The organism is Micromonospora sp. RTGN7 (genome assembly GCF_033804645.1).
Lineage (GTDB): Bacteria > Actinomycetota > Actinomycetes > Mycobacteriales > Micromonosporaceae > Micromonospora.
Genome location: NZ_JAPZLF010000001.1, coordinates 309,268 through 332,598 on the forward strand (window position 1 = coordinate 309,268; position 23,331 = coordinate 332,598).

The 23,331-nt window shown below is 73.0% G+C and carries 22 protein-coding genes; 7 read left to right on the forward strand and 15 right to left on the reverse strand.

Features of this window, described 5'->3' with window-relative positions; translation table 11 throughout:
• Positions 1 to 29: 29 nt before the first annotated feature.
• Together SNR22_RS01325 and SNR22_RS01330 are read left to right on the forward strand one after the other, a co-directional pair.
• Entirely contained in the window at positions 30 to 1,604 is a 1,575-nt protein-coding gene (locus tag SNR22_RS01325) for a class I SAM-dependent methyltransferase (RefSeq protein ID WP_320064395.1), read from the forward strand.
• Between the two features lie 294 nt (positions 1,605 to 1,898).
• Positions 1,899 to 4,019, forward strand: a complete 2,121-nt coding sequence (locus SNR22_RS01330; protein WP_320064397.1) for a cellulose binding domain-containing protein — start codon at positions 1,899 to 1,901, stop codon at positions 4,017 to 4,019.
• Between the two features lie 102 nt (positions 4,020 to 4,121).
• Here the strand turns inward: SNR22_RS01330 and SNR22_RS01335 are convergent, their stop codons facing one another.
• On the reverse strand, positions 4,122 to 4,301 hold the full coding sequence (locus SNR22_RS01335; RefSeq protein ID WP_320064399.1) for a hypothetical protein: 180 nt from the start codon (positions 4,299 to 4,301) through the stop codon (positions 4,122 to 4,124).
• Positions 4,302 to 4,568: 267 nt separating this feature from the next.
• Here SNR22_RS01335 and SNR22_RS01340 point away from each other — a divergent pair, with 267 nt between their 5' ends.
• Positions 4,569 to 5,030: a hypothetical protein gene (locus tag SNR22_RS01340; protein ID WP_320064400.1), complete on the forward strand. Its 462-nt coding sequence runs from the start codon at positions 4,569 to 4,571 to the stop codon at positions 5,028 to 5,030.
• Between the two features lie 270 nt (positions 5,031 to 5,300).
• On the opposite strand, the gene SNR22_RS01345 is transcribed toward SNR22_RS01340, so the two are convergent.
• From SNR22_RS01345 to SNR22_RS01355, 3 genes are all read right to left on the reverse strand, one after another.
• On the reverse strand, positions 5,301 to 5,489 hold the full coding sequence (locus tag SNR22_RS01345) for a hypothetical protein (RefSeq protein WP_320064401.1): 189 nt from the start codon (positions 5,487 to 5,489) through the stop codon (positions 5,301 to 5,303).
• Positions 5,490 to 5,539: 50 nt separating this feature from the next.
• Positions 5,540 to 5,728, reverse strand: coding sequence for a hypothetical protein (locus SNR22_RS01350; protein ID WP_320064402.1), 189 nt, complete (start codon positions 5,726 to 5,728; stop codon positions 5,540 to 5,542).
• Positions 5,729 to 5,797: 69 nt separating this feature from the next.
• Positions 5,798 to 6,487: a helix-turn-helix domain-containing protein gene (locus SNR22_RS01355; protein ID WP_320064403.1), complete on the reverse strand. Its 690-nt coding sequence runs from the start codon at positions 6,485 to 6,487 to the stop codon at positions 5,798 to 5,800.
• 85 nt (positions 6,488 to 6,572) lie between these two features.
• Between SNR22_RS01355 and SNR22_RS01360 the strand changes: the two genes are divergently transcribed.
• Complete coding sequence (locus SNR22_RS01360; protein WP_320064404.1) at positions 6,573 to 7,211, forward strand: maleylpyruvate isomerase family mycothiol-dependent enzyme; 639 nt, start codon at positions 6,573 to 6,575, stop codon at positions 7,209 to 7,211.
• 227 nt (positions 7,212 to 7,438) lie between these two features.
• Here the strand turns inward: SNR22_RS01360 and SNR22_RS01365 are convergent, their stop codons facing one another.
• From SNR22_RS01365 to SNR22_RS01390, 6 genes are all read right to left on the reverse strand, one after another.
• Positions 7,439 to 8,410 carry an NAD-dependent epimerase/dehydratase family protein gene (locus SNR22_RS01365; RefSeq protein WP_320064406.1) on the reverse strand — a complete coding sequence of 324 codons (972 nt, stop codon included), beginning with the start codon at positions 8,408 to 8,410 and terminating at the stop codon, positions 7,439 to 7,441.
• Positions 8,407 to 9,615: a cytochrome P450 gene (locus tag SNR22_RS01370; protein WP_320064407.1), complete on the reverse strand. Its 1,209-nt coding sequence runs from the start codon at positions 9,613 to 9,615 to the stop codon at positions 8,407 to 8,409. Before SNR22_RS01370 ends, SNR22_RS01365 begins: the two co-directional genes overlap by 4 nt.
• Entirely contained in the window at positions 9,608 to 11,098 is a 1,491-nt protein-coding gene (locus tag SNR22_RS01375) for a class I adenylate-forming enzyme family protein (RefSeq protein WP_320064409.1), read from the reverse strand. The genes SNR22_RS01370 and SNR22_RS01375 overlap by 8 nt, the downstream gene beginning before the upstream one ends.
• A gap of 32 nt (positions 11,099 to 11,130) precedes the next feature.
• Positions 11,131 to 11,868 carry a glycosyltransferase family A protein gene (locus tag SNR22_RS01380; RefSeq protein ID WP_320064410.1) on the reverse strand — a complete coding sequence of 246 codons (738 nt, stop codon included), beginning with the start codon at positions 11,866 to 11,868 and terminating at the stop codon, positions 11,131 to 11,133.
• Positions 11,865 to 12,896, reverse strand: a complete 1,032-nt coding sequence (locus SNR22_RS01385; RefSeq protein ID WP_320064411.1) for a ketoacyl-ACP synthase III — start codon at positions 12,894 to 12,896, stop codon at positions 11,865 to 11,867. Before SNR22_RS01385 ends, SNR22_RS01380 begins: the two co-directional genes overlap by 4 nt.
• A gap of 192 nt (positions 12,897 to 13,088) precedes the next feature.
• The gene (locus tag SNR22_RS01390) at positions 13,089 to 15,641 is read right to left on the reverse strand and encodes an ATP-binding protein (protein WP_320064413.1); all 2,553 of its coding nucleotides are present in this window, start codon (positions 15,639 to 15,641) and stop codon (positions 13,089 to 13,091) included.
• A 430-nt stretch (positions 15,642 to 16,071) separates the two neighbouring features.
• On the opposite strand from SNR22_RS01390, the gene SNR22_RS01395 reads away from it, so the two are divergent.
• Entirely contained in the window at positions 16,072 to 16,221 is a 150-nt protein-coding gene (locus SNR22_RS01395) for a hypothetical protein (RefSeq protein ID WP_320064414.1), read from the forward strand.
• The gene (locus SNR22_RS01400) at positions 16,215 to 17,030 is read left to right on the forward strand and encodes an ATP-grasp domain-containing protein (RefSeq protein ID WP_320064415.1); all 816 of its coding nucleotides are present in this window, start codon (positions 16,215 to 16,217) and stop codon (positions 17,028 to 17,030) included. Before SNR22_RS01395 ends, SNR22_RS01400 begins: the two co-directional genes overlap by 7 nt.
• Here the strand turns inward: SNR22_RS01400 and SNR22_RS01405 are convergent.
• From SNR22_RS01405 to SNR22_RS01420, 4 genes are all read right to left on the reverse strand, one after another.
• Positions 16,942 to 17,814 carry a hypothetical protein gene (locus SNR22_RS01405; protein WP_320064417.1) on the reverse strand — a complete coding sequence of 291 codons (873 nt, stop codon included), beginning with the start codon at positions 17,812 to 17,814 and terminating at the stop codon, positions 16,942 to 16,944. The genes SNR22_RS01400 and SNR22_RS01405 overlap by 89 nt on opposite strands.
• Before the next feature lie 297 nt (positions 17,815 to 18,111).
• A complete protein-coding gene (locus SNR22_RS01410) occupies positions 18,112 to 19,005 on the reverse strand; it encodes a phosphatase PAP2 family protein (protein WP_320064418.1) in 894 nt (297 codons plus the stop codon).
• A 116-nt stretch (positions 19,006 to 19,121) separates the two neighbouring features.
• Complete coding sequence (locus SNR22_RS01415) at positions 19,122 to 20,765, reverse strand: MDR family MFS transporter (RefSeq protein ID WP_320064420.1); 1,644 nt, start codon at positions 20,763 to 20,765, stop codon at positions 19,122 to 19,124.
• Positions 20,762 to 21,229: a MarR family winged helix-turn-helix transcriptional regulator gene (locus SNR22_RS01420; protein ID WP_320064422.1), complete on the reverse strand. Its 468-nt coding sequence runs from the start codon at positions 21,227 to 21,229 to the stop codon at positions 20,762 to 20,764. The genes SNR22_RS01415 and SNR22_RS01420 overlap by 4 nt, the downstream gene beginning before the upstream one ends.
• Positions 21,230 to 21,338: 109 nt before the next feature.
• Here SNR22_RS01420 and SNR22_RS01425 point away from each other — a divergent pair, with 109 nt between their 5' ends.
• The gene (locus SNR22_RS01425) at positions 21,339 to 21,968 is read left to right on the forward strand and encodes a TetR/AcrR family transcriptional regulator (RefSeq protein WP_320064423.1); all 630 of its coding nucleotides are present in this window, start codon (positions 21,339 to 21,341) and stop codon (positions 21,966 to 21,968) included.
• Here SNR22_RS01425 and SNR22_RS01430 read toward each other — a convergent pair.
• On the reverse strand, positions 21,965 to 23,233 hold the full coding sequence (locus SNR22_RS01430) for an ROK family transcriptional regulator (RefSeq protein WP_320064425.1): 1,269 nt from the start codon (positions 23,231 to 23,233) through the stop codon (positions 21,965 to 21,967). The two genes, SNR22_RS01425 and SNR22_RS01430, sit on opposite strands and share 4 nt — an antisense overlap.
• Between the last annotated feature and the right edge of the window lie 98 nt (positions 23,234 to 23,331).

Sequence of the window (23,331 nt, forward strand, 5' to 3'; positions counted from 1 at the left end):
GCCCGAGCGGAGTCAGCTAGGAAGATGACATGCCCCGCTACCTGCTCTTTCCCGGACGCCACCATCTGCTGACCCGGTTCCAGGCGGAGTACCTGCGCCGGCTCGCCGCAGCCGGAGCCGACGAAACCGGGGACCACCGCAGCGACGACGAAGCCACCGTGGTCTGGGCGGTCACCTCCGCCAACCACGAGAACACCCGGCGCAACCCGGTGCCCTACCACCGCCGGGAGGCGGCGATCGAGCGGTTCAGCGTCCTGGCCGGGCTACTCTCGGTGGTCGTCCCGGTCTTCGACACCGCCGCGACGGACCGGTTCGCCGAAGTGACGCTGAAGAACGTGGCGGCGGCCACCGGCCTGGAGCTGAGCCCCGCCGACACCGTGGTCGCCTGCTCCACCCCGGAGGTGGCCGCGCTCTACGAGGGGCTCGGCTTCCCCATCGCCGGGGTGGAGGCCGAGGTCGAGCCGACGCCCGCCCGGCCGTGGGAGGTGCTGCTGCGGCTCGCCGCGGGCGACCCGTCGTGGCGGGGCCTCGCCCACCCGGCGACCATCGACGTGTACGCCCGCTACCGCCTCGACGACCTGGTTCGGGCGGTGGTCAACGACCCGGTCGTCGGCGACGAGGGCGGTCTGACCCCGACCCGCGACTACCGGACGTACGCCGAGGCGTTTGCCGACGCCGCGCAGCGCAAGTGGGCGGCGGTGCGCGAGCACGTCCGGCCGGGCCGGATCGTCGACATCGGCTGCGGCGCCGGTGCCGTGCTGGAACTGGCCGACCGGGAGCCGGCCCTGCGGGAGAGCGACCTGATCGGCGTGGAGGTGGCCCGGCAACTGTTCGAGGAGTGCGTGCACAAGAAGGCGCAGGGCTTCTTCACCAATCCCAACGTCTTCTTCTACCGCCGCAACGTGCTCGGCGGGGCGGTCTTCGCGCCGCGTTCGGTGGACACCACGATGACCTTCGCGCTGACCCACGAGATCTGGTCGTACGGTGAGCAGATGGCCTCGCTGCGCCGCTTCGTGCGGGCCATCTACGACCACACCGTGCCGGGCGGGGTGTGGATCAACAGTGACGTATGCGGGCCGGACGGCCAGGACCGGACGGTACGGCTGCGCCTGGCGACCACCGATGGCGCGAACCCGGCCCGGCCCCGCACCGACCTGGCGTCGCTGTCACCGCAGGAGGCGGCGGCCCACGTCGCCGGGCTGTCGACGCGGGCCCGGCTGGACCAGTTCGCGGTCGACTGGCGGTTCCCGCTGGCCTACCGGCCGGTGCCGGGCCCGGACGGGCCCGGCTCGGCGGGCTCGGACGGGGCGGTCGTGGAGCTGATGTTGGGCGCGGCGATGGACTTCCTGACCCGCAAGGACTACACCGACAACTGGCTGTCGGAGACCCAGGAGCAGTTCTGCGGCCTGGAGTACGCCGATTGGAAGGCGCTCCTGGCCGACGTCGGCTTCGAGGTCGACCCGGCCAGCGGGCCGTCGCGCAACGACTGGATCGCCGCCAACCGCCTCGCCCCGGTGGCCGCCCTCTCCACCGTGGATGGCCGGCCGCTGGACTGGCCGGTCACCCACGTCCTGCTGGTGGCCCGCCGCCCGGTCAACACCTGACCCACCCGACCGGCCCGGTCGGCGGCTCAGGGAGTGAGCGGGTCCACGACAGAACAACCTTGAACGCCCGGCGACCGGCATGACATTCTTGGGCGTCGATAGTCAGCCGCGCGGGGCTGAGCGTCGTCCATTGGGCAACCGGAGGGCCGCCACGGCCTGCGGGGGACGACGGCAGGCACGACGACACCAGCAGCGTCCGTTCACGAGTCCGCCCGGCCCCGCCGCGTACCCAGGTGTGACCTGGCCGCCCCCGGCCCGGGTGAGTCTCCGTCGTGGTCCACGAAGGAACCCCGCATGAACATCCTGAGCAGTTCCGGCCATCGAGAGCACCTCCCACCGCCGCGCCGGTCGCGGCCCCACCGGCATCGCCGTAGCGCGTTCGCGGCGAGCCTGCTGCTGGTCGCGGGGGCGCTGACCGTGCTCGCCCCCACCAGCGCCGGCGCGGCCGTCGACCCGGTCGCCGTCGCCGTCAACGCGCGGGCGGGGCTGGCGACCGTGCCGGAGACCGCGCTCGGCGTCAACCAGGCCATCTGGGACACCAACCTGGGCACCAACCAGACGTCGGACCTGCTGCGCGCGGCCGGCGTGAAGATGCTGCGTTACCCCGGCGGCTCGTACGCCGACATCTACCACTGGAAGACCCACACCGCTCCCGGCGGGTACGTCGCCCCGAACACCGACTTCGACACCTTCATGGCCGGGGCGCGGCGGGTCGGCGCCCAGCCGATGATCATCGCGAACTACGGCACCGGCACCCCGGCGGAGGCTGCCGACTGGGTCCGCTACGCCAACGCCACGAAGGGCTACGGCGCTAAGTACTGGGCGGTCGGCAACGAGAACTACGGCAACGGCCACTACGGGTCGGTCTGGGAGGCCGACGACCACCCCGACAAGAGCGCCACCCAGTACGCCCGGCTGGTCATCGACTACGCCGACGCGATGAAGGCGGTCGACCCCACCATCAAGGTCGGCGCGGTGCTGACCATGCCGGGGAACTGGCCAGACGCCATCACCGCCGGCAGCGACCCCGGGTCGTGGAACGCCACCGTCCTCTCCCTCGCCGGCCCGAAGATCGACTTCGTGGACGTGCACTGGTACCCGGGTGGCAGCGCCGCCGAGTCGCTGGCGCGCACCGCGCACATCGACGACGCGGCCTACCTGCTGCGCCAGCAGATCGCCCGGTACGCCGGGCCGGGCGCGGAGCGCATCGGCATCAGCTTCACCGAGCTGAACGTCGACAACGGCCGGACCACCCAGCCGGGCGCGCTCTTCCTCGCCGACGCCTACAGCGACCTGCTGGAGAACGGCATCTTCACCGTGCAGTGGTGGAACGTGCACAACGGCATCGGCACCGTCTCACAGGTGGCCGGGCAGACCGACTACGGCGACTTCGGCATCCTCTCCAGCGGCAGCTGCACCGCCGACGAGTCGGCCTGCGAGCCGCCGCTGAACACGCCGTTCGCCCCGTACCACGGGCTGTCCATGATGAACCTCTTCGTCCGGGCCGGTGACCAGCTCGTCCGCGCCGGCACCGATGCGCCGCTGGTCACCGCGCACGCCGCCCGCCGGGCCAACGGCGACCTCGCGGTGCTGCTGGTCAACAAGGACCCGGAGAACGCGCACCCGGTCACCATCGACTACGCCGGGTTCGCCCCGTCGAGCGCCGCGCCGACGGTCTACACGTACGCCAACGGCGCCACCGCGATCGCCAGCGGGCAGTCCGGCAGCGCCACCAGCCGGGTCCTGCCGGCGTACTCGCTGACCACCCTCGTGCTGCGCCCGGCCACCGCGGTCACCGGGCAGCCCAGTGCGCCGGGAACGCCCACCGCCTCCGCCGTCACCGACCAGGGCGCGACCATCTCCTGGCCCGCGGCCACCCCGGGCCGCAGCCCGATCGCCAAGTACGAGGTGTACCGGCAGCACGGGACGGTCAGTGAGCAGCTCGGCGAGACCTCGGGCACCAGCCTGACGGTCGGTAACCTCGTGCCCAGCACCAGGTACACGGTCAACGTGGTGACCCGGGACACCGCCGGCCGGGTCTCCTGGTCGTCGGCGCCGCTGACCTTCACCACCGCCGCCGTTGCCACCAGCACCTGCGCCGTGCGCTTCGCCAACACCAACGACTGGGGCAACGGCTACGTCGGCGCGGTCGACATCATCAACACCGGCGTCGACCCCATCGACGGCTGGACGCTCACCTGGACCTGGCCGACCGGCTGGCAGCAGGTCAGCAGCGGGTGGAGCGGCACCTGGGAGCAGGTCGGCCGGACCGTCCGGGTGACCAGCACCGCCGACAACCGGCGGCTGGCCGGGGGCGGGGGCGCCACGAGCGCCGGCTTCGTCGGCGCGTACAGCGGCCCGAACGTGCCACCGGCCTCGTTCACCCTCAACGGCGTCCCCTGCACCGTCCGGTGACCCCACCGTCGGCCCGGGGGCCCGGCACCCGCCGCCTCCCGGGCCGACGGCCCACCCCCGCGCACCCGGCGCCTCTGTGCCTCCCCGAAATGCCACCGGATCTCAGGCCAGGCCGGTGAGGATGTGGCGTTTGATGGCGACGGTGACCGCGGCGGTACGGTCTGCGCCACCGGCGATCTGCCACTGGTCGTCCTTGACGACGAACCATCCGCCAGGGAGGCCCTCAACGAACGACTGCGCGATTACCGAACGCGCATCCGACTCGCCTGAGTACTTGACCAACCGGTGACTGCGCTGCCTAACCTCGGCCGTTCGGTAAGGGCTGTCCACGGACTGGGCTGAGAACGAAGAATCGCCAGTATTGACGAACCCGGGCAAGACCTTCGACTGGCGGCTCGGTGACCTACGAACTCGGGCTTTTGCAGGAAGGTTCGATGGTAAGATCGTCGTCGTTTTCGTAGCAAAGGAGGGGCCCTACCAGGGGAGCGCGATGACCGCATTCGCGCCCAATGCGAGCAAGATGGCAGCGTGGGGTCTGGAAGGTATTGAATGAACCGCGTATTGGATGCGATCCACTGGGACGGAACCACTCCCGTAGTCAGCCTGTTCCTCATTTCTACAAATCAGGAAGCCCTTGATCTCGCGGTGGCGTGGGGAAACGACGCCCCGAGGAGGATCAGGACTTATCGCCTGGAGGATGACCGCCCTGACGCCCACTTGCAACTGGTCCACGAGTATGATTTTGAGTTCGAGTTGCTACCTGCGGATCTTAAGCAGCACCTGGAGTCCTGCTTGCGTATGGCATGCGAGCAGGGTAATTCTGTGGCCTGGCTCGCGTTCGAGGGGTCATTTCACTTTGACCATATTTTGACCGAGGACGTGACTGACCAGATCTATGGCGCTTGCGCCACCGGCGATACACCATTGGTGGTGCTTGATTACGAACCGACTGCCCGGAGGGCCCTAGCTGAGAGAATCCGTGACTACCGGTTACGTTTGAATCTCAATTGAACAACCAGCCAATCGGAGTGAACTGGGCCCGCCGCACTAGTTCTCGTAGTGCTGCGGCTACAGTTCTGTTGGCAGAGGCGAGGGAGCCGCCGTCACGGTTGCCGTCGAACGACCGCATTACCTGCGAATTACCCTGCGATCGCACTTCAACGCTCCCGCCGGCACCATCCAATGCCAGTTAAGGCAGAGGGACCGGTGGGCGGCACTGAAGCCACCCACCGACCCGTGTCACGGCGAGTCATCTACGGCAATCCATTCGAGTGCCGATTATCAACGTGCTACGGCCACGAGGGGCGCTCCCGCCGGGGTGGTGAGGTCAAACTTCTCCCAGGCCCCGATGACCGTCGCGCTGGCGATCAGGGCGCCGGCTCCGGCATTGGCGACGCTGACGTACTTATTCACGACGGGCCGCCCAGTGGAGTGCGCGAGCAGGCTGATACTTCCGTCGGCGTTCGTCACCACCCTGAATCTGCTTACGTTGGCGCTGCTAACTGCAGCAGGTCTGCCGCCTATTCGAGGCAGCCGTTGAATCTGTCGACGTTGCCGAGTTGCGCCCAGCCCTGGGCCTCCTGCTGGCTGGCCAGCGCGATCAACTTTGGGCTGACGTCGCCTCGTATCCGCTGGGCGGCGGCGGCCAGGCCGATGACGGCGGCCGGGTCGCTGTCAAGGGTGGCGATGTTGCTCTTTCGCACGAGCATGTACGCCACCATCTCGTCGTCACCGGCGGCCTACGCCCACTGCGATGCCCGGTCGGACCAGTGCAACGCTCAAACACCGTCATCGCTGCGCAGCGAGGTCGCGGCTACCAGGAGTTCCGCGATGCTCGTGTCACCGGTGACCGAGATGCCGGGCAGCCGTGTGATCGGGGTGCCGCCGATGATGCAGGCTTTCCACTCTCGGGTGGAAGCAGCGATGGCCGCGTCGGCCAGGCCAGGTTCGGTTACCCGGTCGATCACGGTGGCGTCGGCCGTCATGGCGGCGTGGTAGTGCACGGGCGAGAGGTTCTCCTGGCGGGAGTCTGTCAGCGCCAGCGACACCGTCCGCAGGTCGGGGTGGTTCGCAACGGGACGGGCGTGGGCGCGCATCGCGAGGACGAGCGTGTCCGGGCTCATGTCGGCATCGAAGGGCATCGAGGGTGATTGCACAGCCCATGCCGACAGGGCCGAGTTGATGACCTCGAGTTGACGGCCCCAGGTGGTGAGTTCGTAGACGTCTGCCCGGCCCGGGCCGGGCAGACGACGTCGCACGGCAACCTCGTGAGTGGTCAGCTCATGGAGTCGCCGGGTGAGGATGCCCGGCCCGATACCGAGGACGTCGCGCTGCAGGTCGGCGAAGCGCTTTGGTCCTAGCAGCAGCTCACGCACCACGATCATCGTCCATCGCTCGCCGATGAGGTCCAGTGCATGCGCAGCCGCACAGCCGTCGTTGTACGAGCCGTAGCTCCGCCGGGACACCATCTACACACGGTACTACTTTTACAGTAGTGTTCACTACTGATTAGGTAGCACACGGATCGACGACCGTGACCGGAAGGTGCTTGTCATGACCCACGCAACCGACGCAGGGCTTTGGGGCCTCGTCCACGCCGCGCGCCGCTCCCTGGCCGACGACCTGTCCGGTCTCGACGCCGCACAATGGCACCAACCGACCCTGTGCACCGGCTGGGACGTGGAACACGTCGTCGCCCACCTGACCGCCACCGCCACAACCGGTAGGTGGCGATGGATCCGCAGTATCGTGCTCGCCGGTTTCCGCCCCGCCGTGCACAACGAACGTCGCCTACTCGAGCACCTGGGACCTACCCCCGCGCAGACGCTCACCCGATTTGAGGCCGTTGTTGAGGCGACGGTCGCCCCGACCGCAGACACGGCCGCCTACCTGGGTGAACTACTTGTCCACAGCCAGGACATCCGGTGCCCCCTGGGCATCAGCACGGAGCCGGACGTCCGGGCGCTCACGGCAGTGGCGGATTTCTACGCCCGACGCAACTTCACCGTTCCCAGTAAGACCCTCGCATCAGGGCTACGGATGACAGCCACGGACGGCCCGTTCCGGGCGGGAGAGGGCGCAACGGTCTCCGGTCCGACCCTGGCACTGGTGATGACGATGGCCGGCCGGCGCGCATACCTCGATCACCTCGAAGGCGATGGTCGCGACATCATCGTTGACCGACTTGGATGACGGCGGGCGTTCACGCAGCGCTGCCGCCTCGAAATCCAGCACATCCGCGATGTGACCTTCCGTGAAGATCTCCACCAAGCCAGAACCGGCACCGGACCCGCTGTCACCGCCACGCTACGTAACATCGCGATTGGCTATCACCGCACCACCGGCGCGACCAACATCGCCCGCGCCACCCGAAACGCCAACCGCCGACCTCACGACCTCATCGCTGCCGTGACCAGCAGCTACCCCGCAACGCAATAGCCCTGGGCTACCAGCCGGGCCAGGTGGTCGGCGAGGGTCCGGCGCGGCCGGTACCCCTGCGCACGCGCCCGACCGATGTCCAGCACCATCTCCCGGGCCAGCTGGTCGACGGCGTACCGGGTCAGCGCCGGCGCGCGGCGGGTCAACCGCGACAGCCCGGTGGCGGTCGCGGCGGCGGCGTCGGCCAGCCCCACCGGCACGCGCAGCAGCCGCCCCGGGATGCCCGTCGCGGCGAGCACCCCGCGCAGCACGGCGTCCCGCGAGTACGGCAGGGCATCGGCGATGTTGTACGGGCCGGCCGGCCAACCCGGTGCCGCCAGGGCGGCGTCGGCCAGGTTCTCCACGGCGGTGAGGCTCAGTCGTACGTCGGGGCCGGGCACCGGCAGCCACCCGCCACGCCGTGCCCGCAGCAGCCGGGGCAGCAGGTGCGGGTCACCGGGCCCGTAGACCGCGCGGGGGCGCAGCACGACGGCACCGCCCGCCAGTGCGAGCCGCTCCCCCGCGGCCTTGCTGCGCCCGTACGCGGAGATCTGCCCGTCGACCGGGTGGTCCTCGGTGACCAGGGCCGCTGCCTGCGGCCGGTAGACGCTGGCGCTACTCACCCAGACCAGCGGCCGGCCGGCGGCGGCGTCGAGCAGCCGGGCGGTGCCGTCGGCGTTGACCGCCCGGTAGGCGCGCTCGGCCGCCCGGCCGGGCACCGGGTCGCCGACCGCCGCCGCGAGGTGGATGACCAGGTCGACCCCGGTGAGGTCGGGAACGTCGCGGGTGGCGTCCCACGGCACATGCCGGCCGACCGGGCCGGGCCGCCGGCCGAGGCAGCGCACCCGGGCCCCGGCGGCAGCGGCGGCGCGGGCCACGGCGGCCCCGCAGAAGCCGCTCGCGCCGGTGACCGCCACCTCGGCCCCGGCGAGGTTCACCGGCCCACCCGGATCATCGGCCCCGGTCAGGTTCACCGGCCCGCCCGGATCACCAGGTGCGCCCAGCCGGGCAGCGCCGCGTGCCCGTCGGCGCGGGCCCGCACCACGACCGGCCGGTGCGGGGCGAGCGCGGCGAGGGTGTCGGCGAGCTGCGCGCGGGCCAGCCGGGCCCCGGGGCAGGAGTGTGGGCCGGCGCCGAAGACCAGCCGCGCGGTCCGGGCCGGCGCCGGCGCGGCGCAGTCCGGGCCGGCCCGGTGCGCCCCGGCGGCGTGCCGGGCGACCAGCAGCAGCCGGTCCCCGGCCCGGACCGGGCAGCCGGCCACGGTGGCAGCCCCGGCGGCGACCCGGGGCAGCACCGGGCTCGGGGCGGTGACCCGCAGCAGCTCGTCGACCAGGACGTCCCGGGTGTCGGCCGAGTCGGCCCGGTCCCACAACCGGTCGTCGGCGCACCAGGCGACCGCGCGCGGAATACCGGCCACGGTGGTGTTGACCGCGGCCAACGCCAGCATGCCGGCCAGGCCGGCGCGTTCCGGCGGCAGGTTGAGCAGCGCGGTCAGGTCGGCGACGGCCCGGCGGGCAGCGCGGGCCCGCCCGGGTGGGCGCGGGCCGGGGAGCTGCTCGGCGGCGGTCGCGGCGGCGGCGCGGCGGGCCGCCGCGGCCAGCGCGACCGGGTCGGCGTCCACCCCGAGCAGCGCCGCCGTGGTGGCGCCGGCCAGCTCGGCGATCACCGGCACCAGGTCCACCGGTTCGCCGGCCCCCAGTGGGGCCAGCCGCTGTCGCAGCACCGCCGTCCAGACCGGACGCAGCCGGGCCACCCCGGCGGGCCCGAGGCCGTCGGTGAGGGCGCGGCGGGCCTGCCGGTGCTCGGGGCCCTGCTGGTCGAAGAGGAGCCCGTCGGCGCCGAGCCGGTGGGCGGTGCCGCCGACGGTGCCGGTGGCGGCCCGGTCCAACGGGATCCGGGTGAGCGCATCGCGGTAGCCGTCCGCGTCGTGCACCACCAGCATCCGCCCCAGCCGCACCGCCGGCCAGCGTCGGGTGGCGGCGAGCAGGGTGAACAGCACCGGATACCGCCGCAGGTAGACCCGGCGGTCCCGGCGTCGTCCCCGGCTCGGCGTCGGGCGCCACCGGGGCGCGTCGTCGCCACCAGCGCGGGTGTCGTCCGGCCGGTCAGCCACGACAAAAGCGACCGCCCGCCGGTCCGCGTCGCCACCGGCGCGGGTGTCGTCCGGCCGGTCAGCCACGACGGCGACCGCCCGCCGGGGCGTGCCGGGCGGTCGCGGCGGCGGCGAGGGTGGACGCGGCGGCCCGGTCCGGCTTGCGGGAGCGGCCGGTGGTCGGCACCGGAGCGAAGACCAACGAGTCGGGGCGGGCGGCGCCCATCCCCGCCACGACCGGGTCGAGGGCCCGGCGCAGCCGCCGTGGGTCGGCACCCGGCTCCGGTTCGACGACGGCCACGAGGCGCTCGTCGCCGTCCTCGGCCGGCACGCCGACCAGGACCGCCAGGTTGACCCCGGGGATGTGCAGGGCTGGCTCGTACAGGCCGGGGTAGATGTTCTCCGCGCCCCGCAGGATCATGTCCTTGCTCCGCCCGGCGAGGACGATCCGGTGGCCGTCGAGCCGGGCGACGTCGCCGGTGTCCACCCAGTCGGCTGGTTCCTCGCCGAGGTAGCGGTGCGCCTGGCCGGGCCCGGCGAGCAGCAGCCGCCCCTCCGGCCCGACCCGGGTCCGCACGCCCGGCAGCGGCGCCCCGACGAGATCCCCGGCACCGGTGAAGGCGGCCTTCTCACTCGACTCGACGGCGGCCGCCGGGAAGAGTTCGGTCAGCGCGTACACCCCCCATGCCTGCTCGGCACCGGCCCGGCGGGTGCGGTCGAGCAGGGCGGCGCTCACCGGCGCCGAGCCGCTGTAGAACCGCCCGCAGAGTCGGGGCCGGTGCGCCAGCAGCGCCCGCAGCTGGGGCGGGGTGAGGTAGCTCGCCTGCGGGCGCAGCCGGGCCACCTGCCGGGCCAGCACCCGGGCGGAACGGGCCGGCAGGGCGACGGGTGCGCCGCTGGCCAGGGTGGGCACGAGCACGAAGAACATGCCGCCGAGAACCGGCTCGTCGGGGCGCGGTCGGACCAGGTCGGCGACGGCGCGCATCCCGGCGTCCAGCCCGGAGCGCCGGTGGACCACCGCCCGGGGTCGGCTGGTCGTGCCCGAGGTGAAGATGATGACCGCGTCGCCCTCGTCGCCACCGTGGTCGGGGGCCGGCCCCGACCGGGGGCGCAGCGACGGGGCGCAGCCGGGCAGCCGGGGGCCGACGGTGCGCACCGGCCCGAGGTCGGCCAGGCGGGGCAGGGCCAACAGGGCACGGCTGGCCAGCGGACGTGCCCACCCGGCGACCGCCTGCGCCGCCGCGTCGGCGACGACGAGGGCCGGGCGGGCCAGGGCCAGCCGCGCGGTGAGCACCTCCGGGCCGGCGCTGGGGTCGAGCACCGCCACCCGCAGCCCGAGCCGGTGCGCGGCGAGCATGACCGACAGCGCCCGGGGGCCGGGGCGGACCGCCACCCCGAGGGTGTCCCCGGCGGCCAGGCCGTCATGGTGCAGGGCTGCGGCGTACCCGTCGGCGAGGTCGGCCAGCTCGCCACGGGTGGCGCGTACCCGGGGCCGGCCGGACCGGCCCGAGGTGAGCACCGCCGGACGGTCCGGGTGCCGGCGCAGCGCGGCGGCCAACTCGTCGAGCATCGGGAACTCGCTCTCCTGGTGGGGGTACGGGGTCAGCGGGGGTCCGGGGAGAGCCGGCCGCTGCCCCGGTCGAGGTACCAGGCGGCGGTGCGGCGCAGCCCGTACGCCCGCAGCCGGCGGGTCGAGTTCTCCACCACCATCGTCCGGTCGTGGACGATCGCGTCGGTGTGCCGGCGTACCCGGTTGAGGAAGTCCCGGTCGGTCGGCGACGGGCGACGGGGCATGCCGCCGACGGCGAGGTAGGTGGCCGGGGTGATGGCCATGTTGTTGCCCGCGTGCATCCGGTAGGGCGCCCGGTAGCCGGGGCCACGGTGGGCGGGGCGCAGCCGGCCGAAGGTGCTGGCGACGGCGACCAGGCCACGGAACACGGCCCGGCCGAACGGCCCGTGCTCGTCACGGCGGGCCTCGATCCGGCCGCAGGCCATGGCCGCGCCGGCGGTGAGGGTACGGCGGGCGGCGGCCACCCAGCCCGGACGGGGCAGGCAGTCGGCGTCGGTACGGGCCAGCAGCACCGCCCCGTGCGCGATCGCGTGCCGGAAACCGGTGTCCACGGCGGCGCCGACGCCCCGCTGCCGCTCCTCGATCAGCCACGTCGGCACCGGCGACCGGGCGGCGAACCGGCGCACCACCTCGGCGGTGCCGTCGGTGCAGGCGTTGTCGACCACCAGCAGGGTGAAGTCGAGGTCGGTCTGCCGGGACAGCGCGTCGAGGGTGGCGTCGATCCGGGCGGCCTCGTTGTAGGCGGGCACCACCACCCACAGCGCGGTCACGACTTCTCCCAGACCATCGTCATCACGCTGACGCCGCCGCCGAGGCCGATGAACAGCACCCGGTCGCCGGGGCGCAGCCCGGGGTCGACTCGGGCGAGCTGGACGCCGAGGGTGGCGCTGGCCAGGTTGCCCAGTTCGGTCACGGTGATCTCCAGCTTGTCCCGGGGGACGCCGGTGACCTCGATGAAATGGTCCAGGTAGGGCAGGGTGACCTGGTGGACCAGGATCCGGGCGTAGTCGGCCCAGTCGAGCCCGGTGCGGTGCCGAACCCGGTGCAGGATGTCCGGGCCGATCTTCTCGAAGACGTCGCGCAGCGCCCGCCCGTCGCCGGTGAAGTAGGTGTGCTCGTCGCCGCGGGGGTGGCGGGAGCCGCCGCCGGGGATGCCGCCCACCGTCCAGTGCTCGGACCAGGTCTCGGTGTCGACGTCGATGATCCCGCCGCGCTCGACCGGCTCGACCAGCACGGCGGCGCCGGCGTCGCCGAAGGTGTAGCCGGCGAAGGCGCTGCGGGCCTGGTCGAGGTCGGTGAGCTGCCAGCGCATCGCCCGGGTCGGTGTCTCACCGGTCACCACCAGGGCGCGTCGCGCCCGGCCGGCGAGGATCGCGGAGCGGGCCAGGTCGATTCCGTTGAGGAAGCTGTTGCAGGCGTTGGTGACGTCGAGGGCGTGGGCGTGACCGCCCAGCTCCGCCTGCACGATGTGGGCGGTGGCCGGCTCGACGACGTCGCGGCTGGCGGAGGCGAACAGCAGCAGGTCCAGCTCCTCCGGTTCGCGGCCGGCGGCGGCGAGCGCCTGCCGGGCGGCGCGGACCGCCAGGGTGGAGGCGTACTCCCCGTCGCCGGCCATCCGCCGCGCGGAGATCCCGGTCATCCGCGACAGCAGCCCGGACGGCAGGTCGAACCCGCTGGCCTCGGCGATGCGTCGGTGTAGCTCGGCGGTGGGCACGACCTGTTCTGGCAGGCTGACGCCGACGGCGGTGATGCCCACCCGTCCCGGGGCGGGTCGTGGTGCTGACGGGGGCTCGATCATGCGTTGAGCTTGCCCAACGTCCCCGGCGGGCGAATGAGTAGGGGTGCTCATGTTCGTCGGGTGACCACCCGGACACGCCCCTGCCCGCTCCCGGTGCCGGTGCCGCTGAGCAGGTAGAACCCGCACCGACACCGGCCCGGGCGTCGTCCGGCGTCCGGGAATCCGCCGGACGACGGGCGCTTGCGTCATCGTTCAGGCTGGGGCATCGGTCGCTGCGCCGGGTCCGCCCGGCCGGCCCGCGTCGGGCAGGAACCCGACGTCGGGGTTCTGGGGGCCGGCGCGGGCGGGTTCAGGGGGCGCCCCGGCAACGGCGTCCAGCCTGGCCCGGACCTGGTCGGCGTCCGGGTGACCGAGCGGGTCGAGGATGTCGACCGCCCGGCACCAGGCGGCGCGAGCGGCCCCGGGAGCCCCGGCGGCCTGCCGGGTGTCGCCGAGGTGCGTCAGCGTGGTGGCCTCGAAGTAGCGCTCGCCGGCCTCCCGCCAGAGCGCGAGCGCGCGTTCGTAGCAGTCGACGGCCTCCGCGGCCTGGCCGAGGTGGTGGTGCGCGTAGCCGAGGCTGTCCCAGGCGTGGGCCTCCCAGTACCGGTTGCCGGCACGCTGCTGCTGGGCGAGGGCCCGCCGGCAGTAGTCGAGCGCGCGCCGGTGATCCCCGAGCTGGATGTGGTACCAGCCGATGTTGTTGAGCGCGTTGCCCTGACCATCGACGTGACCCGCAGTCTCGAACAGATCGAAGGCGCGTTGCGCGTGCCCGAGGGCCTGCCGGTGGTCGCCCTGCCGTTCGGCCAGGATGCCGAGGTTGAGCTGGGTTCGGGCGCCGCCGACGTGGTCGCCGAGCGCACCGTGCAGGGCGAGGGCCTGCTCCAGGTGTGCCCGGGCCTCGTCGTGGGCGCCGAGCCGCAGGCACGCCACGGCGCGGTTGCGGTGCGCCCGGGCCTGGCCGTTGCGGTCGCCCGCCTGCGCGGCGGCGCGCAGCGCCAACTGCTGCGCGGTCGACTGGTCCTGCCAGGCCCCCACCCGGTCGAGGTAGGTGTTGACGCTCCAGGCGAGTTGCCAGGCATGGAGCTCGAAGCCGTTGCCGGCGGCTAGGGCGACGGCGGCGAGCAGCACTCGGTGCTCGGCGGTGAGCCAGGCCCACGCCTCGTCGCGGTCGCGCAGCTGCGGCAGCGCCGCGCCGGGGGCCGCCGCCGGCAGGTCGATGTGGTCGCGATGCCGGTGCAGCAGCAGGTCAGCGGCGTGGGTGGTATGCAGGTAGTGGTCGAGCAGCCGGCCCAGCGCGGCCCGACGCCCGGGTTCGGGGTCGGTGCTCCAGGCCAGCTCGGCGGCGTACACGGCGAGGAGGTCGTGCAGGGCGTACCGGCCGGGGGTGGGCTCGGCGAGCAGGTTCGCCCGGGTCAGGGTCGCCAGCGGCCCCCGCACCCGCGCGACGGTGGTGGCCGCGAGGGCGGCGGCGGCCGCGACGGAGAGGTCCGGGCCGGGGTGCAGCCCGAGCAGCCGGAACAGCGCCGACGCCGCAGGCTCCAGACCCTGGTACGACCAGGACAGCACCGACCGCACATCGACGGCGGCCTCCCCGCCGGAGAACCCGTCGAGGCTGCCCCGGGTGTCGTCCAACTCGTCGGCGAGCCGGGCAAGGCGGAACTCCGGCTGGGTGGCGGCCCGCGCGGCGACGACGGCCAGGGCCAGCGGCAGTCCCGCCGACGCCCCGACGATCCGGTCCACCGCGTCCGGCTCGTCGACGACCCGGGCCGCGCCGAGTCGGCGGGACAGCAGCTCGCGGGCCTCGGCGGCGGAGAGCAGTTCCAGGGCGAGCGGGTGGGCGCCCTGGACCGCGACGAGGCCCGGCAGCCGGTGCCGGCTGGTCACCAGCACCAGGCAGCCCGGCGAGCCGGGCAACAGCGGTCGCACCTGGTCGGCGTCGCGCGCGTTGTCCAGCAGCACGAGCATCCGCCGGCCGGCCAGCAGGCTGCGGAAGAGCCCGGCCTGGGCGGCGAGCCCGGTCGGGATCCGCTCGGGCGGCACCGCGAGCGCCTCCAGGAAGCCATCCAGCGCCTCCGCCGGGCTCGTCGTCGTCCCGCCGGGGTCGAACCCGCGCAGGTTGACGTAGAGCTGCCCGTCCGCGAACCGGTCGGCCACCTGGTGTGCCCAGTGCACGGCGAGGGCCGTCTTGCCGACCCCCGCCGTTCCGCCGATCGCGCAGATCAGCATCGTGCCCGGCGCGGCGGCCGGGTCGGCCAGCAGCGCGGTCAGCGCGGCGAGCTGGGGCGTGCGCCCCACGAAGTGCGGCGCCGTTGCGGGCAACTGCCGGGGCACGACCCACTGGCCGGCCGTGCGCCGGTCCCCGCCGGCCGACTCGGCGGGCGGCGCGGCCGGGGGGGCCCGGGCCCGGCGGCCAAGTTCGGCCCGGGCCGCGCCGCCGATCCGGTCGCCGGCCCGCGCGGCGTCCGCCGCCCGCAACAGGCACCAGTACGCGTCCTCCCACCGGGGGAGTTCCGTCAGCTCCGTCGGCAGCCGGGCGCCGACCTGCTCGGCGTGGGCGCGGCAGGCGCCGACGTACGCGACGACGAAGTCCCACTCGGGCAGGGACTTGGCGTTGAGCTTGTCGCTGAGGGTGGACCGGGCGAGCGGCCGCCCCAGCCCGGCGGCGACCGCGACCAGCGTGTTCAACGACGGTCCCCCGGCCAACGTCCGGAGCCGGGCGAGCTCGTCGACGAACGCCACGAGCGCATCCCGACCGGGCTCCCCCACGTCCCACCTCCCCGACGCACGGACGAACTTCGATGAGCTGGGGTCAGGGTAGCCACCCGGGACCGGTGCCGTCCCCGACCGCCGGGTGCCGCCGGCAGAAACGGTGGGACGGCCGCCGGCAGAACGGTGGGACGGCCATCGGCAGAACGGTGGGACGGCCGTCGCCGACGACGGTCCTGTCGGGAGCTGCCGTGACTGCGAGACAGCGGACAGCGCGGCCGGACCGGAGCCGCTAACGTGCACGGTGTCCCCGTGGTTCGGCGCTCCCCCAGTTACTGACGCACCTGCTGGCGGCCCGCCCGGAGCCGCCCTGGCCTCGAGGATCCGCCATGAGTGACCGGCCTGCCGACAGTCCCTTCGCCGCGCGGCCGCGCGGGGCGGGCCCGGCCGCTTGCGCCACCGGCCCCCGCCACGACGAAGGAGAACCGGCATGAGACCCCAGCTTCTGGTGGTGACCCCCGGCGGCCAGTGGTTCCGGGAGTACCTGCTCAACAGCATCAGCCAGGAATACCGGGTGCACCTGTTCTGCGACCGGGAACCGGCCTGGGAACGGGGTACCTGCACGGCTGGACGGTGCTGAACACCCTCGACGTGGCTGCCATGACCGCCGCCGCCCACGCCGTGTCGGCCGAGAACCGCATCGACGGGGTGGTCTGCTGGGACGAGACCCGGATCCTGGGCGCCTCGCGGGTGGCCGAGGCGCTCGGGCTGCCGGGCGGCGATCCCGAGGTGGTGGCCCGCTGTCGGGACAAGCACCGCACCCGGCTGGCGCTGGCCGCCCGGAACGTGCCGCAGCCCCGCTCGCTGCCGGTCGCCGACGTCGAGGCGGCGCTGGCCGCCGGCCGGTCGACCGGCTACCCGGCCGTGCTGAAGCCCCGCGCGCTGGGCGGCAGCATCGGGGTCACGGTGGTGCGCTCGCCGGGGGAGGTGGCCGCCGGGTTCGCCATCGCCGACACCGGCCACGCCGCGCTGCCCGAGGTCCCCGCCGACGACTGGGGAATCCTCTGGGAGGAGTACGCCGACGGGCCGGAGATCAGCGTCGACGCGGCGGTGTTCCGGGGCGAGGTATTGCCGATCTGTGTGGGCCACAAGCAGCTCGGCTTCGCACCGTACTGCGAGGAGGTCGGCCACCTCGTCGACGGCGCCGACCCGTTGCTGACCGATCCGCAGCTGCTCGCCGTGCTGCGCGACACCCACGCCGCGCTCGGCTTCACCGACGGCATGACGCACACCGAGCTGCGGCTGACCGCGCAACGGGGAGGGACGGTGTTCCGTCCCTCCCCGTTGCGCACCCGTCGACTCAGGACAGGAACTTGTCCACGGCCGCCTCGATGGTGCCGCTGTCCGGTGCGGCGTACGACTTCATGGTGGTCTTGTTGTACGAGATGAAGCTCGGGCAACGGTTCGCCGGGGCGTTCACGGTGCCGCCGTCGCCGATCTTCTCGCCGGTCTTCGCCGCGTAGAAGGTCATCGTGTAGCGCGACGAGATGAGGGAGACCGTCACGACCTTACCCGCGCTGTCCTTGTATTCGCAGCTCTTGGGCGTGCCCTCGCTGCCCTCGATGACCTTCAGGCAGCCGACCACGGACACCTTCTCGAAATCGGCCGACTTGGCGTAGTACGGCTTGTTCGAGCTGACCGACTTCGACGACCAGTACGACGGCCGCTCGGGGGAGTTGGCGAAGGCGTAGGCCTTGGCACCGGACGGGCCGCTGTACGGCGTCGCGTTCAGGATCGGGCTGCCGTCGCAGACCGAGGACAGGTCGCTGGAGTACCGGGCGGTCACCGCGTTGTCGTTGTTCGGCTGCTCCGGCGACTGGGACTGCTCCGGGGCGGTCGAGGTGTCCGTGCTCGGTTGGGGGTTGGCGGTGGTGGGGTTCACGGGCGCGGAGACGATCGGCTGCGGGTCCTTGTCGTCCCCGCCGACGAGGAAGAGCCCGACGCCGGTGCCGCAGAGCGCGAGGAGGACGATCACGGCGGCACCCACGGCCAGCCCGATCACCAAGCCCCGGTTCGACTTCTGCGGCGGGACGGGGGCGCCGTACTGCGGCGGCTGGCCTGGCTGCCCGTATGCGGGGTAACCGGCCGGCGGCGCCGGCGGCGCCGGTGGCCCGCTCCACGGGGTGACGTTCGGGTTCGGCTGCCCACCGTACGGAGAGTGACTGTCGGTCATCTGAAGCCCTTATCGCTGTCGTTGGGTGCCCCCAGGCACAGGGTCATCGAACAGGGTAGTGATCGGCACAAAGCCCGGAGCCCGAACGGTGCCCGGAACGGTCCTTCACCGATCACAACCAGCCAACAATCATCACCCTCCGTACAAATCCGGGAGCGATGCGTATCCGATGAGGACGGTGTCTCGGGGGTGCCGGCGGCCCGGCGGGGGCTACCGGAAAAGGGAATCCGCCTCGCGAGCGCGTTCCTTGCGAGACCGAGGTGAATGAGGTTCGATTTGTGATGAACATTACTCGTCTCATCGCCGGCGGGTGGCGGCGGCCCCCCTCACGACGCGCCGTCGCTCACGGGCCCGCCGCCACCCGCCGGCCGGCGCCCCCACCCGACACCGGGTCGACCCGGGTGGCCGATCCGGACGGCCTCGGGGACAGCCCCACGAGCGACCGGACGGCCGGTCGCCGTCGGCGGGCGCGGGCAGCAGCATCAGGACGATTGCGAGCATCGCGGTGGCCACGATGCCGTCTAGCCAGTAGTGGTTGCCGGTGACGACGACGACCAGCGCCGTGACGATCGGGTGCGCCAACCACAGCCAGCGCCGCCGTCCGGCGGTGGTCGCGACGAGCGCGACGCCGACGGCGATGGCCCAGCCGACGTGCAGGGAAGGCATGGCAGCGTACTGGTTGCTCACCTCGTCGGTGCCGGGCGGGCCGTAGACGGCGGGCCCGTACCGGCTGCCGGTGTCCACCATGCCGGTCAGCGGGGTCAGCCGTGGCGGTGCCAGCGGAACGAGGAGGTGCAGTGCCAGCGCCGCCGCGGTGAGCGCGGCGAGCCCCCGACGCGTCCAGCGGTAGTGCGCCGGGCGGCGCAGGTACAGCCAGAGCAGACACCCGATCGTCGCCGGGAAATGCACGTAGGCGTAGTAGCTGTTGGCCAGGCGCGCCAGCAGCTCGGCGGAGAGCACGGGGTGCTGGAGGGCGACCTCGCTGGGCAGGCGGAGCAGCCGCTCCAGGTGCCAGACGAATTCCCCGTTCGCCACCGCGGTTCCGGCCCGGCCGACCACCGCGAGGCGCCCCAACTTGTACGCCCCGAAGAGCACGGCGACGAGCGCCAGCTCGCGGATGGCCCGGCGCAGCGGGCCGGGCCGTCGGCCGGGAGCCGCCAGCCGGACCGGTGTGGCCTCGGCAGTCTGCACAGATCCTCGACTCGGTCACGGCCGCTGGTGACGGCCTCGCTGGGACGGATCCCTCGTACGCGGCCCGTGCCGGCGCAGGGCACCCCGGGGCCGTCGGCGGCCCCGGGTTCCCTGCCTCAAACGCCGGTGGGCGGGCGCCTCGTCCCTTCGCTGCCGACGCTCACCTGGTCGAAGGCGGGGGCGTCGTCGATCGTGTCGGCGGCGCCGGCCGCCGACCTGGCCGGGTCGGGCAGGTCGAGGCTGCTGCGCAGTGTGGTCGGCTTGAGCAGGAGTGCCGCGATGACGCCGACGACGGCGATGGCGGCGGAGATGAAGAAGATGTGCCCGGTCGCGTCACCGTACGCGGCGCGGACGATGTTCTTCACGGGCTCGGGCAGCGCATCGAGGTTGAGGGTGCTGCTTCCAGAGCCGCCCGAGGTGGGGATCCCCGCGGCGGTCAGGTCGTGGGTGATCCGATCGCCGACCCGACGGGCGAGGATGGCGCCGAGCACCGAGACGCCGATGGTGCCGCCGAGGGAGCGGAAGAACGCGACAGTGGAGCTGGCCGCCCCGATGTCCTTGAGCGAGACGGTGTTCTGCACGGCGAGGACGAGGTTCTGCATGGTCATGCCGACGCCGGTGCCGACGATGAACATGGCCACGCCGACCAGGACCAGCGACGTCTGGTGGTCGATCGTGCCGAGCAGGCTGAACCCGACCACGAGGGTGATCGAGCCGGCGAGGATGTACGGCTTGATCTTGCCGCTCTTGGTGATCATGCGGCCGGCGACGATCGACGAAAGGAGGACGCCGGCCATCATCGGGATGGTGAGCAGGCCGGCCTCGGTCGGGCTGTAGCCGCGCCCGATCTGGAAGTACTGGCCCAGGAAGACGGCGCCGCCGAACATGGCCATACCGACCGCGAGGCTGCCGAGGATCGCGAGGGCGGTGGTGCGCTCGCGGAGGATGCCGAGCGGAACGACCGGTTCGGCCGCCCGCGACTCGACCCAGGTCGCCAGGGCGAGCAGGAGCACCGCGCCGCCGACCATGGCGACGCTCTGCCAGGAGAACCAGGCGAACGAGCTGTCGACGAACGAGATCCAGATCAGCAGCAGGCTGACGCCGGCGGCGATCAGGCTCGCGCCCAGATAGTCGATCTTGACGTTCTCCCGGCGGACGGTGGGCAGGCGCAGGGTGATCTGGAGCAGAACCAGCGCGATGGCGGCGATGGGCACGCCGACGAAGAAGCACCAGCGCCAGCCGAGCCAGGACGTGTCGACGATGAGGCCGCCGAGCAGGGGGCCGCCGACAGTGGCGAAGGCCATCACGCCGCCGAGGTAGCCGTTGTAGCGGCCACGCTCACGCGGCGGGATCATCGCCGCGATGGCGACCTGGACGAGGGCCTGGAGGCCGCCGATGCCGATGCCCTGGAACGCACGGGCGGCGATGAGCTGGCCGGCGCTCTGCGAGAAGCCGGCGACCACCGAGCCGACCAGGAAGACGATGATGGCGACCTGCACCAGCGTCTTCTTGTTGAACAGGTCGGCGAGCTTGCCCCAGATCGGGGTGGTCGCCGTCGCGGTGAGCAGGGTGGCGGTGACCACCCAGGTGTACTGGATCTGCGAGCCGTTCAGCGACCCCATGATCTTCGGAAGCGCCGTCGAGACGACGGTGCTGCTCAGCATGGCGACGAAGAGCACCAGCAGCAGACCGCTGAGCGCCTCGAGCGTCTGCCGGTGGGTCATCGGCGCGGGTTCGGCCGTGGTGGTGGGTGCGCTCATCGCGCGTCCTCCAGATTGTCGTGGGTTTCTAGGGCGTTCTCGACGTCGCGGGTGAACCGGCCGAGGGCAGCGCAGAGCGTCGCCACCTCGTCGGGGCTCCAGTCGGCGAGCGCCCGGTCGAGCAGTTCGGCGTACCAGTCGTAGGTGTCGGTCAGCGCGACCACCCCGGCCGGGGTGACTGTCAGACAGTTCGCCCGCCGGTCGGCGGGGTCCGCGTCCCGCTCGACCATGCCGTGCGCGACCAGCGATGCGACGGCGCGGCTGACGGTCGACGGGTCGAGCCCGGTGCGGACGGCCAACTCCCGGGCGTGACAGCCGGTGGGCTGCTGCTCGATCTGCATGAGCATGCCGAACAGGCCGATCGGCACCGCCGGCCGGTCGTCGACCCGGCGTTGCTTGATCAGCCGCACGCTCTTGAGCAGGTCGTACAGCCGCGCCCCGAGCTCACGGGCGGTGGTTTCCACGCGTGCCTCCCGGCGGGGTGATGGTTGCCGCACGCAACTATCCGACAATCTTGCCCGCCGAGCAAGTTTGCGCATTGAGAAGTGGATCACCACCGCGTACCGTTGCCCCATGGCCGAACCCACTGGGCTGCGGGAACGCAAGAAGGCGGCCACCCGTCTCGCCCTGCACGAGGCGGCCCTGCGCCTCGCCGCCGCAGAGGGGCTCGACCGGGTGACGGTCGAAGCCATCGCCGACGCCGCGAACGTCTCCCGACGGACGTTCTCGAATTACTTCTCCAGCAAGGAGGAGGCGTTCTTCCACGGCGACATCGTGCGGCTGCGCCGGCTGCTGGAGCTGATCCGGGACCAGCCCGTCGAGGAGGAGCCGTGGACGGTGCTCAGCCGGGCGGCCGAACGACTCACCACCGAGATGTACGGCGACCCGACACCGTCCTGGCTGGCCCAACGTCGGCAGCTGCGCGGGCGCCCGGACCTGCTGACCCATCAGATGGCGGCCTACACGACGGTCGAACGCGAGCTGTCGACGGCACTCGCGCTCCGGCTGACCGACCCGGACGCGCCGCTGCGGTCCCGGGTCCTGGCGGCCACCTTCCTGGTCACCCTGCGCGTGGCGGTCCAACACTGGATCGAGGATCCGGCCGGTCCGCTGCTGCACACGATCCGGACCGCGCTCGACCAGGCGGCCCCCGCGCACCGGACCGCGCTCCCCCGGGCTGCCCCCACCGACGCCGATAGCTAGCGCGCCGGTACGACACCGTCCCCCGTCGGGGCGGCCACCCCGACGTTCAGCGGGTCCGCCAGCAGTCTGCCGAAGGCCAGTTCGGCGGCGCCGACCAGGACCGCGTCGCGGCCGAGCGCCGCCACCCGTAGCCGCACGTGCTCGCGGAAGGCGGGCAGCACCATCGCGTCCAGGCGGCGTCGAACGGTGTCCGCCCCGACGGTGTAGAGGTCGCGCAGTGAGCCGCCGAACACGACGGCGTCCGGATTGACGACGTTGACCAGGTTGGCCACGCCGAAGCCGAGCCAGTCGGCGACCTGCCGGACCGCCGCACCGGCGGTGGGCTCGCCGCTGCCCGCCGCGCGCAGGACCTCGACGACCGCCGCGGGCCCGCCCGACTCCCGGCCGGCGTGGCGCAGCAGCGCGGCCTCGCCGATCTCGGTCTCCCAGCAGCCGTGTGAGCCACACCCGCAGAGCAGCCCGTCCCGGTTGACCACCATGTGGCCGACCTTGCCGCCGTGTCCCCGGTGGCCCGCCACCGATCGGCCGCCGATGATGATCCCGGCGCTGACCCCGAGGCCGCCGTGCAGGTACACGAGACTGTCCACGCCCGCCGCCGCGCCCCGGACGTGTTCGGCCACGGCGGCGATGTCGGCCAGGTCGCCGGCGACGAAGCCGGGGCCCACGGTGAGCTCGGCCTCGATCGCGGCGCGCAGCGTCTCGTCGGGTCCGCCGATCCGGATCCGGCCGTCGCGGTCGCGGGCGGTGTCGGTCACCGCGACCGCGCCGCCCACCAACAGCGCGCCGGAGGCCACGGAGCGCTCCATGTCGTGGATGAGGCCGATCAGCGGGCCGAGGGCGTCGACGGCCGACATACCGTCGGGCCGGTCGACCTCCCGCAGGTCGAGGATGCGGCCGCCGAGGCCGACGCGGGCGGCCCGCAGCCGGTCCGCCTCGACGCTCAGCGCGTGGGCGTACACGTGGTCGGAGCGGGGGCTCACCACCAGCGACGGCCGGCCGGCGCGGCGGCCGCTGGACGGTGCCTCCTCGGTGACCAGACCGGCGGAGGCCAGGTCGGCCGCGAGCGCTCCGATCGTGCTGCGGTTGAGTCCGAGCCAGCTGGTCAGTTCGGCGCGGGACGTCGGGCCGTGCACGTGTATGTGACGTAGCACGGCACCGAGGTTGCGTCGGCGGGTCTCCTCCTGGGTGACGCCGGGCCCCGCGGGCCGGGAGGGCTCCGGGTCGCGAGCGAACCCGGACCGCCCGGACCGGGTGGGTGTCGCCACGGTCGGGTCTCCCTCCGGCGGATCGGCTCGGCGTCGTGCGGGACTGCCGTTCACGACGAAGGGGCCCCGGAGAACGGACTCCGGGACCCCTCGTCGGT